The sequence below is a fragment of the Pseudoalteromonas carrageenovora IAM 12662 genome, from assembly GCF_900239935.1.
In the GTDB taxonomy this organism is placed as follows: Bacteria; Pseudomonadota; Gammaproteobacteria; order Enterobacterales; family Alteromonadaceae; genus Pseudoalteromonas; species Pseudoalteromonas carrageenovora.
The window spans coordinates 3,419,714-3,436,663 of record NZ_LT965928.1 but is presented as its reverse complement, the minus strand read 5'-3'; the positions used below and the strand labels follow the sequence as shown (position 1 = coordinate 3,436,663).

Here is a 16,950-nt window from a genome sequence, read left to right as displayed (position 1 = left end):
CACAACTGCCATGATAGCAAAATAACGCCAATGACACAGAAAAAGCACCCAACTCCACCCCAAATTATCAGCAATGATGTCGTCGCTAAAAGCCGCCTATTCACTGTTGAATCTCTAGAGCTTAAATTTTCTAATAACGAAGAGCGCCAGTACGAGCGTATTCGCGGCGGTGGCCGAGGGGCAGTGATGATTGTGCCTATTACTGCCGATAACGAAATGCTACTGGTGCGTGAGTATTGCGCTGGTACAAACGACTATCAGTTAGGGTTTCCTAAAGGGTTGATAGATCCGGGCGAAACACCCCAGCAAGCAGCGAACAGAGAGCTTAAAGAAGAAGTTGGCTTTGGCGCTGAGTTTTTTGAGCCGCTTAAAGTGGTGTCTATGGCGCCAAGTTATTTTAACGCCACTATGCATATTTTGTTTGCTAAGCAGCTATACCCGCAAACATTGCCTGGTGATGAACCAGAGCCACTGGTGGTTGTTAAGTGGCCATTAACAGATTGGCAGTCATTATTAGAGCAAGAAGATTTTACCGAAGCACGCAGTGTTGCAGCTTTGCTATTATTAAATAAGTATTTAGCGTCTGGAGCTGCCAATGAATAAATTATTAGAGCCATGTATTGAATTAGCCCAATGTGCTGGTGATGCCATTATGTCTATTTATAAAAAAGACGATATTGGCAAACAAGAAAAGTCTGATAACACACCAGTAACCAAGGCAGATCTTGCTGCTAACGATGTACTGGTTGCTGGTTTAAAAGCCCTAGCGCCTGATATTCCTATTATGTCGGAAGAAACACCTATTCCTGCATTAGCAGACAGACAGCATTGGCAGCGTTATTGGTTACTAGATCCTATGGATGGTACTGGTGAATTTATTTTAGAAAGTGGTGACTTTGCCGTAAATATTGCGCTTATTGAAAATAATCATCCTGTTTTAGGTGTGATTCATTGGCCAGCAAAAGGTATTACTTATTTTGCTTCAGCAAGCAATGGGGCATTTAAGCGTGAAAATGGCAACGACACTAAAATGTCGGTGGCAACGCCTGACAACTTAACGCTTGCAGTTAGTCGTAGGCAAAAAATTGAGGCAGTAAGTCAGTACTTAAATACTCAGTTTGCCACTATCGCCGTTGGCTCGTGTTCATTAAAGGCGTGCATTGTTGCAGAGGGTAAAGCCGATTGCTTTTTAAGAATTGGTCCAACTGGTGAGTGGGATACCGGTGCATCGCAGGTTATTGTAGAAGAGGCGGGCGGTTGTATTACCGACGCGGAGTTTAATCCACTTACTTATAACCAGCGCGAGAGCACAGAAAATCCAGATTTTATTGTTATGGGACACCCCGATTGGGAGTTTCAAAAAATGATAAGTCCACACCAAAGATTGAGCGCAGAATAGCGCTTTGATTGCTTTTTGTTCAGTTGAACGGTTTTAAGTAGTTAAAGCCTTGCATTATAAGTTTATTCCTATATAGTAGCGCTCTCTTCAAAGCTGGCTCGTGATTAACACGATACTGCTTAAAAGAAATTACAGGCGCGGGATGGAGCAGCCTGGTAGCTCGTCGGGCTCATAACCCGAAGGTCGTCGGTTCAAATCCGGCTCCCGCAACCAATTTTCTGTATAGGATTGAGGTTACTGTAAAGCTCTAACTTAAGAGATGAAACTAAGTAGTCGATAGACTTAAAATATACAGGCGCGGGATGGAGCAGCCTGGTAGCTCGTCGGGCTCATAACCCGAAGGTCGTCGGTTCAAATCCGGCTCCCGCAACCAATTTCCTGTAGAAAGTTGGCAGCCACGTTGTAATGTAAGCAACGCTAAATAAGTATACATATTTCAGGCGCGGGATGGAGCAGCCTGGTAGCTCGTCGGGCTCATAACCCGAAGGTCGTCGGTTCAAATCCGGCTCCCGCAACCACTGAAATAAAAATGAAACGACACGCTTAAAGCGTGTTTTTTTATGCCTGAAATTAACTCCTGCCCTTGAATAAACCGCCAACATAAATTGATACCTTCCTAAGCAATAACTTATAAATGTTATAAAATACTCTAAAAAATAGTTATTACTTAAAACTTCGTATTGTTTGTGTTAAAACGGCACAAATATTTTTAGGCTGTTACACATGACTGAACTTTACCATTGGTTTGATTTAATAGGCATTGCAGTGTTTGCTATTACGGGCACTTTAGTTGCGCACGAAAAGAAAATGGATGGCTTTGGTGTTGTGGTATTGGCAACTGTCACAGCGATTGGTGGTGGGACAGTTCGTGATGTTATTTTGGATGTTCCCGTGTTTTGGCTTCATGACCAAAGTTACTTTTATGCCATTTTAGCCGCAGTCTTGATCACTACTCGACTTATTAATAAGCAAAAGTCGATTCCGCATTATACTTTACAAATTGCAGATGCATTTGGTTTGGCTTTTTTTGCTGTAATGGGCACTCAAAAAGCATTACTAGCCGGCATGCCACATATGACCGCTATTATTATGGGGGTTATTACGGGCTGTTTTGGCGGTATGATCCGTGATGTACTGGCGCGCGAAATTCCTATGCTGTTAAAAGGTGAGCTATACGCTATTACCTGTATAGCGGGCGGTATTGTTTATACACTTGGGATTTATTTTGGATTAGCAACTGAATTGGCCATGGTGTTAGCGATGCTAACCACTTTATCGCTACGTATTGCCGCGATTAAATGGCAAATCACAGTACACGTTTTTAATTATCCTGACTAAACTGGTGTAATCACACCATTTACTAGGATAAGGAATGTCGTTAGCTCGCATCTATTCTCGTGCCCAAGTAGGCATTAATGCTCCTGAAGTTATTGTAGAAGTTCACCTAGGAAATGGCTTACCGGCTTTTCATATTGTTGGGCTCCCTGAAGCATCTGTTAAAGAGTCGAAAGATAGAGTACGCAGTGCACTTGAAAACTCTCAGTTTGGTTTCCCCGATCAACGAATAACCGTAAATTTAGCCCCTGCTGATTTACCTAAAGATGGCGGCCGATTTGATTTAGCTATTGCAGTAGGTATTTTAGTGGCCTCTGGCCAGATTGTTTGTCCTGATATTCATAAATATGAATTTTATGGCGAGCTTGCCCTTAATGGTGAAGTGCGTGGGGTTAACGCTATTTTGCCCTCGGTACTTGCTGCAAAAGAGCAAGACCGCTGCTGTTTTTTACCTTTTGCAAACGACAGCTTAGCTAGTTTGGTTAATGGTGTTAAACGCAAAGCTGTTAGCTCTTTACAAGAAGTATGGGGAGATTTACTTAATCAGCAGCCTTTACCACTAAATATAGAATATCCCGATTGCACACAAGCTCCCGACTTTTTACTCGATTTAAGTGATGTTAAAGGTCAGCCCGGCGCTAAGCGGGTATTAGAAATTGCAGCTGCTGGCGGGCATAATTTACTTTTTTTAGGCCCACCTGGAACGGGTAAGTCGATGCTTGCTCAGAGAATGGCTACAATTATGCCAACCATGTCGGACGATGAAGCAATATCAACGGCGGCACTTTATTCGATTATTGGTCAATCCATAGACTTAACTAATTGGCGGCAAAGGCCTTTTCGTAATCCACATCATACGTGCTCGGCCGTTGCTTTAGTGGGGGGATCTTCAAATCCTAAGCCGGGTGAAATTTCGTTGGCACATAACGGCGTTTTGTTTCTAGATGAGTTACCTGAGTTTGAAAGAAAGGTTCTGGATTCACTGCGAGAACCAATGGAAACCGGTACGGTTACTATTTCACGAGCAGCTAGGCAAATGGAGTTTCCGGCGCAGTTTCAGCTCATTACCGCATTAAACCCTAGCCCTACAGGTAGCCATACAGATAAACGTGCTACGCCCGATCAGGTAATGCGTTATTTATCCCGAGTATCAGGCCCTTTTATTGACCGTATAGATTTACAAATTGAGCTGCCGCGCTTAACAAGTATAGAGTTGCAAAGCACCAAACCAGAAGAAAGCAGTGCACAAGTTAGAGCAAGAGTTGAGGCGGCTTATTACATTCAGTTAAAGCGACAAGGCAAAGTAAATGCGCGGCTTAATAATAAAGAAATGAATGTGCATTGTGAGCTTGCCTCCCCAGAGCTGCAATTTTTAGCCAGAGCGAGTGAGAAGCTGTCGTTATCGCCACGTTCTTATCATAGAGTAATAAAAGTGGCGCGTACTATTAGTGATTTAAAAGGGGCTGAAAACATTAGTTTAGATGAGCTAAAAGAAGCATTAAATTATCGCGCTTTTGAACGACTTCTAGCGCAGTTAGCTAAATAACCTGAGCTACGTTTAAGATAAATTTATTCCAAAATCAGGTTATATATTGAATGCTTTATAGCGAGAGCATGTAGCCTTTACCGCGTACAGTAACAATGCGCTTTTGATCTTTTTCATCGTTAAGCTTTTTGCGTAAACGGCCAATTAAAACATCAACGGTACGATCGTTTGGACTCCAGTCGGGCTGGCCAATTTCTTCAGATATTTTTTCACGCGAGGTGGCTTTACCTGCATTACTAATTAAACAAATAAGCACTTTGTGTTCGGCTTCGGTTAATCGTGACTCCACACCTGCGGCAGTAATAAGGGTGCGGTTATCTGGATGTAATTTAAAGTCGGCGTATTCTATAAACTCTTCGCTTTCATCGTCTTCTTGCGTTACTGCAACACGTTTATATAAAGCGCGCATACGTAGCTCAAGCTCTAATAAATCGACGGGTTTGCATATGTAGTCATCGGCACCTTGGGCAAGACCAGCAATACGATCAGCCTGCGAGTCTCTACTTGATAGTACAATAACGCCTATATCAGTGAGTGTATTCAGCTCTTTAGCAAGTTGAAGGCCATCGCGCTTTGGTAAAACAATATCAATTATGGCTAACGAAAAAGCGCTGCGCAGGTTTACTCGTTGCCTAACAATGCTAAGTGCATCGGCACCAGTGGGATCAACCTCAATTGTAAACTCAGTTTCTGCGAAGTGATTTTGGATGCGTTTAACGAGTAGCTCGTCATCTTCAACCAATAAAACATTAATAGCCATAGTACTTTATTTTGAGTGTTTATAGCTCTGTATGGTAGCACCATTAACTAAATGCTGAGAAGGGGGTTTGTAAGTTTTAGGTAACTTAATATGTCAAAGGCATGTAGGGTGTTACGTAAGGATTAAATTAGCACCTTTAAACTAATTAAAAGGTGCTAAATATTTAAAATAACTTATAAATTAGTCTTTTGAATACATTGAATCCCACCATTGGGGTTCGTCTTTTAGCTTTTTATCAAAATAGGCTAGCATAGTATTCCACCAATCAAATCGCTTATCGCGAGCAAAAATTTGATGGTTGGCGCCTTTGTACTCAATAAGCTCTACATCTTTGTTTAAAAGTTTTAAGGCGGTGTACATTGTTAAGCTTTCGCCAACCGGTACGTTAGTGTCGCTGTCGCCGTGAAGGAGTAACATAGGGGTGGTTACTTTATCTGCATGAAATACTGGGCTGTGGTCGCTATATAACTTAGTATTATTCCACGGGAAGCTATTTTTAGAGGCTTCGCCTGAGTATAAGTATCCCCACCAACCTTCGCCCCAATATGAGGTTAAGTTTGAAATACCCGCATGAGCAATTGATGCGCTAAATATATCAGTTTTAGTTGCCAGCAGCATAGTCATAAAGCCACCGTAAGACGCGCCTAAATTACCAACTTTATTGCTATCTACATATGGGTATTTATTTAAAAATGCATGCGTGCCTTCAATAATATCGTTAGCTGTATAGTCACCCCATGCATTTACATGTTGGGCTGAAAACTTTTGTCCAAAGCCAGTTGCGCCCGTAGGTTGTACTACATACACAACGTAACCATTTGCAGCCCACAAGTTAAATGGGTAGCGCCCTGTAAAACCACGAGTAACAGGTGATGTGCCGCCGTAATAATAAACGAGTGCAGGGTGTTTTTTTGATTTATCTAAATTACTAGGTATATAAACACGGCCAGTTATTTCTACGCCATCTTTATTGGTAAAGTTAAACTCTTCAAGGCTTGGTATTTGTGTGTTTGTATATGCAAGCGGCTTTGAATCCCAGACTAGTTCCGATTTGTTTTTGCTTATATTTAAACGTTTAAGTTGCTGTGGTGATGAAGCTGTTGTGCCGCTTAAAAGTACTTCTGTATTTCTATCGTGTGAGTAACTAAATTGCTCAACTATATCTAGCCCTGTATTTAGCTTTTTAAAACGTTGTTTGCTTAAATCAAATAAATAAAGAGGCTGAGTGTCTTGCTCGGTGACTTTTATTAGTGCATCGCCGTTATCAAGTACATGTAGCTGGCCAATGGCAGAATTAAATTGTTTGCTGAGTGCTTTTACATTTTTACCATTATCGGTAAGTAAATAAAGTTGGCCATCGTAATTATTGGCAAGCATATTTTTAGGTAAAGCACGGCCAGCGCCATTTTTAAAATCTGGGCCAGCGACTACATATACATCTTTATTTGCATATTTAGCTTGGTTAAATGTTTTAAACTTACCGAGAGAACTTAACTTGTTTGATTTTATATCAAGCTCCACAAGCTCTGTTTCTGGGTGTGTTGATGCTTGCATGGCCATAACAGAATGACTCATTAAAACTTTGCCGCGGTTGCTGTTTATATCTTCAAGGCTATACGAAATAGGCCCTTGGCTTAGTGCTTTAATTAAGCTGCTTTTAGTATCGAGCATATAAACATGGCTTTTTGTGCGTGCGTACGACCAACGATCTTGCAGACCTTTATAATGCTTAGTTAAGCTGTGGTTTTCGTCGGCAGATTTAGACCAGCTAAAAACAATGCTGTTAGTGTTATAAAAGGTAAAATTGCTAGCTCCTTCTAAATCTTCAGCAAGGGTTTTTATAGAGAAGTTGTTACGGTTTAATTGCTTAAGCTCACCATTTAATAAGTACACTAAATATTGGTTATCTGGGCTCCAAATAATGTTACTGGGTTGGCCCGATTCAAATCGATAAAGTGTTTCGTTATTGTCGTTTTTAAGTTCGGTAATTGTAGTTGCTTGATTTGCGGTTTTATCACTGTAAGTGCGTGTTACTGTAATATATTGCTTAGCATTGGGCGCAATAGTTAGGCTGCTGATAGTAGGTGCATCGAATAACTGTTTGGCTGATAAGCGCTTTTGCTGTGATGTACTAAGCGTAATTTTGTCAATGTCAGTTTTTGGTACAAAGTCGAGACTAACTTCGTTCCAATTAGCGACTTGTTGCGCTACTAAAATAGCAGTATGAGAGCCGTTGGTGAGCGCAAGTTTATAGCTGCTTTTATCGCCTTTTTGTAGTTCACCATTAATAAATAGTTGGCCTTGCTCTAACCCTTTTAAGGTAAGCGTACCTTGGCTAAAGCGGGTGGTTTCAATATTAAATTTAAGCGCTTGTAAGCCACCTAAAGTGAGTGCATTTATTTTATTAAATGGCTGCCAACTCTGCTTTTTACCAAATACCGACAAACTAGCTGAATTAGCTTGCAATTGTGGCAGTAAATTATTAACTATAGCGTTGCCGTGTGGCGTTTGAAAAGGCTTTAATTGCATATCTTCGGCAAGTGGGCCTATAAATTGTATTTTTGATTTATCGAGCGCAGCAGCATTTACCGTAAAGCTCAAACTACCCAACGTAATTATGCTAGCAGCTTGTTTTAATAATTTATTTTGTTTGTACCAAGGTGAGCTAAATTTCATGTTTGTGCCTATTATTTGGTAATTTGGCCAAATATAGCATGTATTGTTACCATGCTCATACGTTCAACGCATCGGAGAAAAAGTGACCTTACTGATTATTTATATGGTGGTTGCCATAGTTATTTCATTTTTGTGCTCGGTTATGGAAGCTGTACTGCTGAGTATTTCGCCAAGCTATGTTGCTTTACTTCGTAAAAATCAGCCTGCGCTTGCTAAGCAGCTTGAAAAACTTAAAAACAATATAGATCAGCCATTAGCTGCAATTTTAACGCTTAATACAGTAGCGCATACTGCTGGTGCTGCTGGTGTGGGGGCACAAGCGGCAGTTGTTTTCTCCGATGCCGCAGTCGGTATTGCCTCAGCCATAATGACTCTACTTGTGTTAGTGCTTTCTGAAATTATACCTAAAACATTGGGCGCTAATTATTGGCGAGCATTAACACCCAGCGTTACTTACTCTTTGCGCTTTTTAGTTATTTTACTAAAACCTTTTGTATGGTGTGCCCAAAAATTAACTAATTTAATGGGCTCTAAGCACGATGAAGCTTATTACATTCGCCAAGAAATAGAAGCCATGGCAGATATTGGTACAGAGTCGGGGGCGCTTCATGAAGATGAATCTGAAATTATTCGTAATTTGCTGCACTTTAGGCATGCTAAATTGTGTGATTTAATGACGCCGCGAACCGTACTTTTTAAAATCCATAAAGATTTAACCGTAAATCAGTATTTAAATGAGCATGGCTCATCATCTTTTTCTCGTGTATTGGTATTTGATAAAGACGCCGATGACATTGTAGGCTTTGTGCATAAAAACGATATTATGCTTGCGCATCATCGTTTAGGTACTGACTGTAAAATAAGTAAATTAATTAAGCCAATTCACACCGTGCCAGAGGGGCATAATGTATCGTCTTTATTGCAAACATTACTTACACAGCGCACACATATTTGCTTGATTGTGGATGAGTATGGTGATGTACAAGGCATTGTTACGCTAGAGGATATGATAGAAGCATTAATGGGGCTCGAAATTGTTGATGAGCGAGACCAATCTACTAATATGCGTATGGTTGCAAAGCAGCGTTGGCGACAACGCTTGGCAAACAGCGGCCATATAGTCAGTGATGAAGATAAACACACCCGAGGCGATAATTAACTGCTCGAGCGTGTTTAACTTTAATGTTATGAGTGGGGCGTTTCAGTCCATTCTTTAGCCCACGATACAAACTCTTCTTTAGGTTTGGGGCGGCTAAATAAAAAGCCTTGAATAGCTAAGTTTCTGCGGTAGTGCTTCAAATAGGCTAGCTCTTCAGGGCGCTCAACACCTTCGGCAACTAAATCTAAATGCTCACCGCTTGTTATATTAATTAAAGAGCTAACGACTACCTGAGAAAAAAGGTCAGTTTCTATATTACTAATAAGTGAGCGGTCTATTTTTATTTCTGTAAATGGTAAGCTTCTTAACTGATTCATATTGGTAAAACCTACACCAAAATCATCAAGTGAAATACCAAAGCCATGCATACGCAATCTGTTTAATGTTTCTAATTGGGCAAGGCTTGATAGGGCATGTTGCTCTGTTATTTCAATAATGACATTGCTAGGTGTGAGCTGGTTTAACTGCAAAATAAGAAGCAACTTATTAGGGCAATTTAAGTCGTCAAGCTGAGTTGGAGATAAGTTAAATGCTAGCTTTAAGCTGTGTCCAAGCTGATTTTTTATATTTTCAAAGTCGCTGGTGGCTTTTTCAAATAATGAGAATGTAATTTGATTTATTAAATCCTGCTCCTCAGCAAGGCTAATGAATCGGTTAGGCATTATTACACTGCCATCTTCTTTTGAAACAATACGGGCTAGTACTTCAATACTTTCTATAATATTGGTTTCAGCGTTTACCTTGGGTTGATAGTAAGGTGTGATTTCATCGTTTTCTAATGCTTTAATTAGCTCAATTTTTGTGATAGCAGGTTCTTTAGTTAAAGTGTGGCTATTAAGGTGTGCAATTTTATGCAGCAAATTACCTACTTGGCTTAGTTGCACCGGTTTAGGAATATTACCGATTAGGTGGGCGTTGTGCTGTTTAGCAAGGTTTGCAGCTAAGCTAATTACTTTATGATCCATCTCTGAAACAATAATAATTCCGCCTTGGTAATTTAACTCTCCTAAGTGGCGTATTAATTCCATGCCGTCCATCTCAGGCATATTTAGATCAGTAAAAATGGCGTCATAATAGCTTGGTTCAGCCTGTACTTTTGCTAAAGCGTCTTTAGCACTTAGGCAAGTAGTGATAGTTTCAGATAGCCCTAATTCTTTGAGAATGGCTTCCATAACAATTAAAATAGCCATTGAATCATCAACTACTAAAATATTCGGCACTATTTTTTTCATTGTTATCCTTTCCAATAGTGAATCTAAAAATTTGGTTACTATAAAAGTAGTACTGAGAGCTGCATTTGTCAGTATTTATAATCTTATTTTTATTTAGGGCGTGTTGATCTTTGATGGTTGAATTTGCAGCAGTGTGTTTGGTTTTTAGGCAAGGCGGAGCCTATGAAGTGTGGTTACTCCCCATAAATAGGCGATAACGCAGCATAAATGCCAAACATGCGCTGCCCTTCGGGTTCTGCCTAGGGGCGATAAACTCTTTGTTACTCGGTTTTTACTTAGCCCACTAGGTTACAAACCTCGCGCCGCGATTTAATCGCCCCTAGATTGAACAAATTTCAATCCGCAAAGTTCAACACGCCCTAGAGTAATTAAATAACCTATAACCTAGCCCTCTCGTGTTTTTAAGTTGAACAGGTATACTAGCGGTATTGTTTTAAACGGCCATAAAGATGATAAAAATAGACTTAATGCTAGCCGAACAGCCTTTTACAATAATGTTTTCGGGGCAACAAATAGTACAAATATTTCATAATCAACAAGCAATCTCTTTTGACAACCCTCGAGGGAATTATTATCAATTTAATTTAGATAACAAGCTTATAGGGATCGACAGTACAGAGGTAAATAATCAATCAATGTCGTTATTTGTTGATGATGTATTTGCTACTCAACTTGCATTACCTGCACCGGTAAATAACACACCTAAAACAGGCTTTTTAGGACTGGCGGCACTAGGCTTTAAGTTATTTAAAAGTGCAAAAGTAATTAAGGTGGCGCTAGCGGGGGCATCAGTTGCTGGCTATGCGTGGCTATTTAGCATCGAATTTGCGCTGATGCTTATTGCGTGTTTAGTAGTACATGAATATGGGCACGTAAGAGCCATGAAATACTTTGGCATAAAAACCAAAGGTATTTACCTTATTCCCTTTGTAGGCGGGCTTGCTGTAAGCGACGATAAAATAACAACTCGCTGGCAAGATGTGGTTATATCACTAATGGGTCCTGCATTTGGCTTATTCACCTCTGTACTGGGCGTTGTTTTGTATTACGCCACGGAGATGGACATATTTGCAGGTGTTGCGGTATTAAGCGCACTACTTAACTTATTTAACCTACTACCCATTTTACCCCTTGATGGCGGACATGTATTAAAAAGTATCAGCTTTTCTATGCGCTCTTGGGTTGGTTTAAGTGTGTGTTTACTCGGTGTGTTATTTGGCTTATGGCTTAGTTATACATTTGGTTTAATGTTACTGGTATTCTTTTTGTTTGTAGGCGCACTGGAAATTGTATTTGAATGGCGAGGCCGACATTACTCGCATTTATTGCCGCTTGATAAATACGGCCAAGGCTTTTCAGCCGCTATGTACGCTATTGTAGTTGCAGGCCATGTGGCAGTGATGATGCATTTTGCAGACTCTGAAAATCCAATACTTAGTTTACCTATGACGATTTTATCGAGCTAATGATTGTGCGCGCAGTTAACTTTTAACTGCGCGCAAAGCTTCATTAATAAAAGCTCAATACTAGCGATATAAATACCCCCGTTACAAATAGCTGCACCACACAAAAACCCATGATATCTTTTGCTTTTAAGCCTGCTATTGCCAATACGGGTAATGCCCAAAAGGGTTGAATTAAATTGGTCCACGCATCGCCCCACGCAACAGCCATAGCAACGCGTGATATATCGGCGCCCAGCTCTTGCGCTGCGGGTATAACAATAGGTGCTTGTACTGCCCATTGGCCGCCGCCAGAAGGTACAAACATATTAACGAGTCCTGCACTTATAAAGCTAAAAAATGGCAAGCTATCGGCATCTGCTACGGCAATAAAACCACGCGATATTTGCTGCGCTAAACCGCTATCGACCATAACGGCCATAATCCCTGCATAAAACGGAAATTGAATAACAATGCCTGCGCCGCTAGGAATTGCTTGTTGTAAGCTATTAAGTAAGTTATGCGGTGTTTGGTGTAATGTAATGGCTAAAAACAAGAACACCGCAATAACGCTATTAAGATTTAAGCTACCGCCTACAAATATAAAGTAATACGCCAAATAACACAGGCCGAGCAAGCCAATTGCTATGCCAAGCAGTTTACTGTGTTCTAAATGTTGAGCCGGGCGGGTTATGTTTTCATTATGAGCGGGGGATTCTTTTATTAGCGCTGGGTCTACATATACGCTGTTTTTATCACTGGGTAGCATGTAGCGGTTAACCAGCGGCATAATAATAAATAAGCCAATTAATATTGCTATGTTAAAACCAGCAAACAGTGTTTGTTCAGTACTAATTATACCAATGCTACTTTGTGAAAAGTGCCCCTCGGTAGCAATGGTGAGCGGGATAGAGCCTGCTAAACCGCCATGCCATACTACAAAGCCCGAGTAGGCACTGGCTACTAACAACCTGTAATCAACTTTTGTTTTTTTAGCAATGGCTTTAGCAAATAAAGCGCCAACCACTAAGCCAAACCCCCAATTTAACCAGCTTGCTAAGAGCGAGATAAGTGTGACTAAAATAATGGCTTTTGGCGCCGTACTGGCAAGCGTAGCTAGTTTTTCTAATAGTTTATTTATAGGCGGTGTACTTGCGAGTATATAGCCGGTAATAAGCACTAACAGCATTTGCATGGCAAAGCTCAGTAGGTTCCAAAAACCACTCCCCCATGCGTTAATAACTTCAATACTGGTTGAGGGGGTAAATAGGCTAGCGCCTAGTAAGGTAATAATGCTTAGCAATATTACAAATATAAAGGGATCGGGTAAGTAGCGCTCTACTAATTTAGTAAATGATGTGGCAATTTTATTTAGCATAGTGTGTCTGTGTGTTTTTTATTCTTAATATAATTAATCATGCTCTTAGCTGATTAGCAAACCCGCATTTAGTCTTATATTGGTCGGGGTGGTTTACCTATAAAAGTTGAGCGAATTTTAATCCTAGAAGGCCAACAGCTCTTACTTAAAAGCTTAAACATTGCTTAAAAGCATGGCTTACAGTAACGTACTGTTTATAGATAATTTACTAACAAAGATTTTGTATTATGCCGGTAATATTTAAGAGGCTAGCGCTACTTGTTCGTGCTCATATTGATCAGTTGAGTTGGCAGGCAGTAGCACTTGCAATATTAACTCACATGTTAATAACGTGGGGGCTATTGTATGTAGCTAATGAGCAAGCGCTTACATCGTTTACTACCTTTTTTTACTACTACACAGTTACAACCTCAACGGTGGGTTATGGTGATTTTAGCCCAACTAGCGAGCTCGGCCGCTGGGTTGTAGCATTAATACAAATTCCGTTTGGTTTAGCTTTATTTGGCGTTCTGTTAGGAAAAACAGGGCAAACAGTAACTTACTTAATTAGGCGCGCTATGACTGGTGATAAAAACTTTGCTCACAGTAACAACCACATCATTATTTTTGGTTGGCACGATACTCGTACAAAAAAGATGATTGATTATATTCTTGCCGATACCAAGCGCACTGACCGCCGTATTTTATTGGCGGTTACTGAGCAAATGGATCACCCATTTTTAACCAACGAAAACGTCGACTTTGCCCGTCTTACTAGCTTTACTGATTTAGAAGAGTTAGAGCGTGTTGCAATAAACCGCGCTGATAAAGTAATTATTGATGGCCAAGACGACGACCAAACATTTACAACGGCGCTGCGTATTAGTCGTTTAGTCAAAAAAGAGTGCCATATAAGTGCTCACTTTTTAGATGAAACCAAAGTAGATATGCTGCTTGAACATTGTCAAAATGTAGAGTGCAGCAGTGCTAAATCGGCAGAGATATTAGTGCGTTCAATGCAAGATCCTGGCTCAAGCCGGGTACAAGAAGAACTGCTTTCTACTTTGCATGGCGATACTCAATTTAGCTTAGCGATCCCCGAGGGTTGTAGTGATATGGAATTTGGCACTTTATTTCATCATTTTAAGCATGACTACGATGCAATTTTATTAGGCGTAGCGCATAACTTAAGTGCACAGAATATGGATTTAAACCCACCACTTGATTACAAAGTAAGTGAAGGCGATATATTACACTATATCGCGCTGGAGCGCGTTTTAACTAGCGAAGTGGATTGGCAGAGCTTGGCAAAATAATGAATGAAGTTGTATTTTTAATTATTATTTTAAGCGCTTATATTTTACCTGTCGTTATAGTAGTAAATAGTAAGCGCACCCAAGGCCACGAAAAAAACGGCTGGCTAATAGGCGTTATTATATTTTCGTGGCTTGGGCTTGTAATGTACTTTGCTATTGTGCCAAAGCATGGTCGCAAAAAAAGAAAGAAGAAAAAATCGTCATAATATTATTCTAATTGCTTAAGTTTATGCTCTATTAGTGGGTCGTCAGGCACAATTTGCTGTGCGATCTCCAATAGCTGAATTGCATCGTTGGGGTGATCATCTTGATGCTTAAGCGCCACATCAATTAATGGTTGAATATCAATTTTGGCCTGATGCTCCTGCACGTGCACTTCTTTTTCATCGGCTAAAATTTTATGAGCGGTACTTAACAATGCTAAGCGATGAGGAGAGCTTGCATTAGTCTTATTTAGGCTCTGATAATACTCTTCTTTTAAACGCAGTGTTTTGGTTTGCAGGCGAAACTGCGCAATATCAATTTGCTGGTGGCGAATAAAATCGACAGCAACTTGTTTATAAAAACCAAATTTACTCAAATAAGTAGCATGAGTGCCGTGCCCCATACCAAATACACGCAAATGAGTCAGCTGCGGGTAACGCTTAGCATGTAAGCGGTCTATTTTATTGGTAGGGTCATAAATTATATACCCTTTAGCGTGGCCTAAATCGAGGTCGTTATACTCACTTTGCCAATCAAACTGTTGTGCAAGCGCAGTGCTTGAACGGTTATCCCAAGGGACTATTTCGGTATTTTTGGTACTGACAGGGTGAAAGAATAGCACGTGATCGAGTTTTAATAATTTTGCAAATGCGCCCACAGCAAAACCACCACGGCTTAAGCCATAGCCTAAACGGCACTTAAATGGGCTAAGTAAGGTTGATAGTTGTTCTAAAAAGAAAATAAAATTACGGCTTCTAAACCAATTACTTGTACCTAAGTGCTGAAATGAAATTACATTAACGTTTTGTTTTTGTGCTAAATGAAAACCCCAAGGGGCAAAGTTATCGGTCAGATCTTGCTCTTGTACGTTGGTACCTGCGGGGGAGAATGTAAAAAGCAGGGGCTTATTTATATCAACAAAGTCATATTTTACGTACACATCACCGAGTAAGTCACCGCCGTTTATAGGCAGCTTAGTTTGTTGTTCATCACGACAAAGTGTTAACCATTCATCTAACCAATACAGTAATTTCATTAATCCCCCAATTATATCTTGGCGGGGATCGTATCAAACCCGGCTAAAAGAGGTCAAACATAGCCAGGTTGTAAGCTAGGTAAGTGTTTTTAATTGCTCATGGCAATTATTTCGTTCCAATCGTTTTTGGTAACTGGCATAACTGAAAGGCGACCAGCTTTTTTAAGCGCAAGCTCGGTTATAGCATTGTTAGCTTTTATATCTTTTAAGCTAGCTCGTTTATTTAAATGGTTTTTATATGTTACTTCAACAACAAACCAGCGCGGTTTATCATTAGTGGCCTTTGCATCGTAATAATCGCTACTTAAATCAAACTGTGTTGGATCTGGATAGGCCTCACATGTCACTGTGGCTATACCTACAACCCCTACAAGTTTGCAGCTTGAATGGTAAATCATTACTTGGTCGCCCAGCTTTATATCATCACGTATAAAATTACGCGCTTGATAATTACGTACACCTTCCCAAAGTGTCGTTTGGTTTGGTGCGTTTTTTAAATCATCAATTGAAAATGCATCGGGTTCTGTTTTAAACAACCAATAAGACATAGCGTCATTCCTAACAAAGATTTACATAGTTGTAGTCTATAGTATCATTAACTTATCAGGGGATTGAGGAAGAAATAATGAGCCAAGTATTAGATGATTTATTGTCGTTGTTAACGCTTGAAGAAATTGAGCAAGGTTTATATCGCGGACAAAGCCAAGATTTAGGTTTTGGTGCTGTATTTGGCGGTCAGGTTATGGGGCAGGCGCTTTCTGCTGCAAAAGAAACATTACCTGAAGGGCGAATAGTTCACTCATTACATTCTTACTTTTTACGCCCAGGCGATGCAGCTAAACCCATTGTCTACGATGTAGAAACCATACGTGATGGAAAAAGCTTTAGTACGCGCCGTGTAAAAGCTATTCAGTACGGTAAGCCTATTTTTTACATGACTGCGTCTTTTCAAGGTGAAGAAGAGGGTTTATCGCATCAGGCAACTATGCCAAATGTGCCGCCACCAGAAGAGCTGCGTTCATCACTTGAGTTTTACCAAGAAAATGCTGCACATATTCCAGAGGTAATTCGTAATAAGTTTATTCGCGAAATGCCAATTGAAATGCGCCCGGTGACTTTTCATAACCCATTTAAGCCTGAAGCAATAGAGCCGGTAAAGCACATTTGGTTTAAAGCTAATGGTGAAATGCCAGACGATCAGCGCATTCATAATTACTTACTTGCTTATGCTTCAGATTTTGAGTTTTTGCCAACTGCGCTTCAGCCGCACGGTGTATCGTTTATGCAGCCAAATATGCAAGTGGCGACAATTGACCATGCTATGTGGTTTCACCGCTCGTTTAGATTAGATGATTGGATTTTATATACAATCGACAGCCCAAGCGCTAGCTCAGGCCGAGGATTAGTTAGAGGGCAGTTTTTTGATCGCCAGGGCAATTTAGTCGCTTCAACAATACAAGAAGGGGTTATGCGCCAGCGCTAACCCTT

At 40.4% G+C, this 16,950-nt stretch carries 15 protein-coding genes and 3 tRNA genes; 12 read left to right on the top strand and 6 right to left on the bottom strand.

What is annotated here, in order from left to right:
- The first annotated feature begins 30 nt into the window (after window positions 1-30).
- The 7 genes from nudE to ALFOR1_RS15590 all read left to right on the top strand — a co-directional run bounded on the left by nudE (window position 31) and on the right by ALFOR1_RS15590 (window position 4,280).
- Complete coding sequence (gene nudE, locus ALFOR1_RS15620; protein WP_058549551.1) at window positions 31-603, top strand: ADP compounds hydrolase NudE; 573 nt, start codon at window positions 31-33, stop codon at window positions 601-603.
- Window positions 596-1,399 carry a 3'(2'),5'-bisphosphate nucleotidase CysQ gene (cysQ, locus tag ALFOR1_RS15615; RefSeq protein ID WP_058549186.1) on the top strand — a complete coding sequence of 268 codons (804 nt, stop codon included), beginning with the start codon at window positions 596-598 and terminating at the stop codon, window positions 1,397-1,399. The genes nudE and cysQ overlap by 8 nt, the downstream gene beginning before the upstream one ends.
- 136 nt (window positions 1,400-1,535) lie before the next feature.
- Window positions 1,536-1,612 (top strand) — tRNA-Met (locus ALFOR1_RS15610).
- Between the two features lie 83 nt (window positions 1,613-1,695).
- Window positions 1,696-1,772, top strand: a tRNA-Met gene (locus ALFOR1_RS15605).
- Window positions 1,773-1,840: 68 nt separating this feature from the next.
- Window positions 1,841-1,917 (top strand) — tRNA-Met (locus tag ALFOR1_RS15600).
- 205 nt (window positions 1,918-2,122) lie between these two features.
- Window positions 2,123-2,737, top strand: coding sequence for a trimeric intracellular cation channel family protein (locus tag ALFOR1_RS15595; protein ID WP_104643495.1), 615 nt, complete (start codon window positions 2,123-2,125; stop codon window positions 2,735-2,737).
- Window positions 2,738-2,771: 34 nt separating this feature from the next.
- Window positions 2,772-4,280: a YifB family Mg chelatase-like AAA ATPase gene (locus tag ALFOR1_RS15590; RefSeq protein WP_104643494.1), complete on the top strand. Its 1,509-nt coding sequence runs from the start codon at window positions 2,772-2,774 to the stop codon at window positions 4,278-4,280.
- Window positions 4,281-4,335: 55 nt separating this feature from the next.
- Here the strand turns inward: ALFOR1_RS15590 and ALFOR1_RS15585 are convergent, their stop codons facing one another.
- Window positions 4,336-5,040 carry a response regulator transcription factor gene (locus ALFOR1_RS15585; RefSeq protein ID WP_058549189.1) on the bottom strand — a complete coding sequence of 235 codons (705 nt, stop codon included), beginning with the start codon at window positions 5,038-5,040 and terminating at the stop codon, window positions 4,336-4,338.
- Between the two features lie 180 nt (window positions 5,041-5,220).
- A complete protein-coding gene (locus ALFOR1_RS15580; RefSeq protein WP_104643493.1) occupies window positions 5,221-7,716 on the bottom strand; it encodes an alpha/beta hydrolase family protein in 2,496 nt (831 codons plus the stop codon).
- 82 nt (window positions 7,717-7,798) lie between these two features.
- Between ALFOR1_RS15580 and ALFOR1_RS15575 the strand changes: the two genes are divergently transcribed.
- The gene (locus ALFOR1_RS15575; protein ID WP_058549191.1) at window positions 7,799-8,875 is read left to right on the top strand and encodes a hemolysin family protein; all 1,077 of its coding nucleotides are present in this window, start codon (window positions 7,799-7,801) and stop codon (window positions 8,873-8,875) included.
- A 26-nt stretch (window positions 8,876-8,901) separates the two neighbouring features.
- On the opposite strand, the gene ALFOR1_RS15570 is transcribed toward ALFOR1_RS15575, so the two are convergent.
- Complete coding sequence (locus ALFOR1_RS15570; protein ID WP_058549192.1) at window positions 8,902-10,107, bottom strand: EAL domain-containing response regulator; 1,206 nt, start codon at window positions 10,105-10,107, stop codon at window positions 8,902-8,904.
- Between the two features lie 449 nt (window positions 10,108-10,556).
- Between ALFOR1_RS15570 and ALFOR1_RS15565 the strand changes: the two genes are divergently transcribed.
- Window positions 10,557-11,573 carry a metalloprotease gene (locus tag ALFOR1_RS15565; protein ID WP_104643492.1) on the top strand — a complete coding sequence of 339 codons (1,017 nt, stop codon included), beginning with the start codon at window positions 10,557-10,559 and terminating at the stop codon, window positions 11,571-11,573.
- A gap of 43 nt (window positions 11,574-11,616) precedes the next feature.
- Here ALFOR1_RS15565 and ALFOR1_RS15560 read toward each other — a convergent pair whose 3' ends face one another.
- The gene (locus tag ALFOR1_RS15560) at window positions 11,617-12,927 is read right to left on the bottom strand and encodes a short-chain fatty acid transporter (protein ID WP_104643491.1); all 1,311 of its coding nucleotides are present in this window, start codon (window positions 12,925-12,927) and stop codon (window positions 11,617-11,619) included.
- Between the two features lie 227 nt (window positions 12,928-13,154).
- Here ALFOR1_RS15560 and ALFOR1_RS15555 point away from each other — a divergent pair, with 227 nt between their 5' ends.
- The gene (locus tag ALFOR1_RS15555; RefSeq protein ID WP_104643490.1) at window positions 13,155-14,222 is read left to right on the top strand and encodes a potassium channel family protein; all 1,068 of its coding nucleotides are present in this window, start codon (window positions 13,155-13,157) and stop codon (window positions 14,220-14,222) included.
- The gene (locus tag ALFOR1_RS15550; RefSeq protein WP_058549196.1) at window positions 14,222-14,428 is read left to right on the top strand and encodes a PLDc N-terminal domain-containing protein; all 207 of its coding nucleotides are present in this window, start codon (window positions 14,222-14,224) and stop codon (window positions 14,426-14,428) included. Before ALFOR1_RS15555 ends, ALFOR1_RS15550 begins: the two co-directional genes overlap by 1 nt.
- A gap of 2 nt (window positions 14,429-14,430) precedes the next feature.
- Here ALFOR1_RS15550 and ALFOR1_RS15545 read toward each other — a convergent pair whose 3' ends face one another.
- Window positions 14,431-15,462, bottom strand: coding sequence for a cytosolic protein (locus ALFOR1_RS15545; protein WP_104643489.1), 1,032 nt, complete (start codon window positions 15,460-15,462; stop codon window positions 14,431-14,433).
- 89 nt (window positions 15,463-15,551) lie between these two features.
- Window positions 15,552-16,010, bottom strand: coding sequence for an EVE domain-containing protein (locus ALFOR1_RS15540; protein WP_104643488.1), 459 nt, complete (start codon window positions 16,008-16,010; stop codon window positions 15,552-15,554).
- Window positions 16,011-16,087: 77 nt separating this feature from the next.
- Here ALFOR1_RS15540 and tesB point away from each other — a divergent pair, with 77 nt between their 5' ends.
- Entirely contained in the window at window positions 16,088-16,945 is an 858-nt protein-coding gene (tesB, locus tag ALFOR1_RS15535; protein WP_058549199.1) for an acyl-CoA thioesterase II, read from the top strand.
- Window positions 16,946-16,950 lie beyond the last annotated feature (5 nt).

What these genes read in the sequence shown, in the direction of transcription:
- ALFOR1_RS15545 (WP_104643489.1), bottom strand. Translation starts at nt 15,462, where the DNA reads ATGAAATTACTGTATTGGTTAGATGAATGGTTAACACTTTGTCGTGAT.
- ALFOR1_RS15540 (WP_104643488.1), bottom strand. Translation starts at nt 16,010, where the DNA reads ATGTCTTATTGGTTGTTTAAAACAGAACCCGATGCATTTTCAATTGAT.
- ALFOR1_RS15580 (WP_104643493.1), bottom strand. Translation starts at nt 7,716, where the DNA reads ATGAAATTTAGCTCACCTTGGTACAAACAAAATAAATTATTAAAACAA.
- ALFOR1_RS15560 (WP_104643491.1), bottom strand. Translation starts at nt 12,927, where the DNA reads ATGCTAAATAAAATTGCCACATCATTTACTAAATTAGTAGAGCGCTAC.
- ALFOR1_RS15565 (WP_104643492.1), top strand. Translation starts at nt 10,557, where the DNA reads ATGATAAAAATAGACTTAATGCTAGCCGAACAGCCTTTTACAATAATG.
- ALFOR1_RS15590 (WP_104643494.1), top strand. Translation starts at nt 2,772, where the DNA reads ATGTCGTTAGCTCGCATCTATTCTCGTGCCCAAGTAGGCATTAATGCT.
- ALFOR1_RS15550 (WP_058549196.1), top strand. Translation starts at nt 14,222, where the DNA reads ATGAATGAAGTTGTATTTTTAATTATTATTTTAAGCGCTTATATTTTA.
- ALFOR1_RS15595 (WP_104643495.1), top strand. Translation starts at nt 2,123, where the DNA reads ATGACTGAACTTTACCATTGGTTTGATTTAATAGGCATTGCAGTGTTT.
- tesB (WP_058549199.1), top strand. Translation starts at nt 16,088, where the DNA reads ATGAGCCAAGTATTAGATGATTTATTGTCGTTGTTAACGCTTGAAGAA.
- ALFOR1_RS15585 (WP_058549189.1), bottom strand. Translation starts at nt 5,040, where the DNA reads ATGGCTATTAATGTTTTATTGGTTGAAGATGACGAGCTACTCGTTAAA.
- cysQ (WP_058549186.1), top strand. Translation starts at nt 596, where the DNA reads ATGAATAAATTATTAGAGCCATGTATTGAATTAGCCCAATGTGCTGGT.
- ALFOR1_RS15570 (WP_058549192.1), bottom strand. Translation starts at nt 10,107, where the DNA reads ATGAAAAAAATAGTGCCGAATATTTTAGTAGTTGATGATTCAATGGCT.
- nudE (WP_058549551.1), top strand. Translation starts at nt 31, where the DNA reads ATGACACAGAAAAAGCACCCAACTCCACCCCAAATTATCAGCAATGAT.
- ALFOR1_RS15555 (WP_104643490.1), top strand. Translation starts at nt 13,155, where the DNA reads ATGCCGGTAATATTTAAGAGGCTAGCGCTACTTGTTCGTGCTCATATT.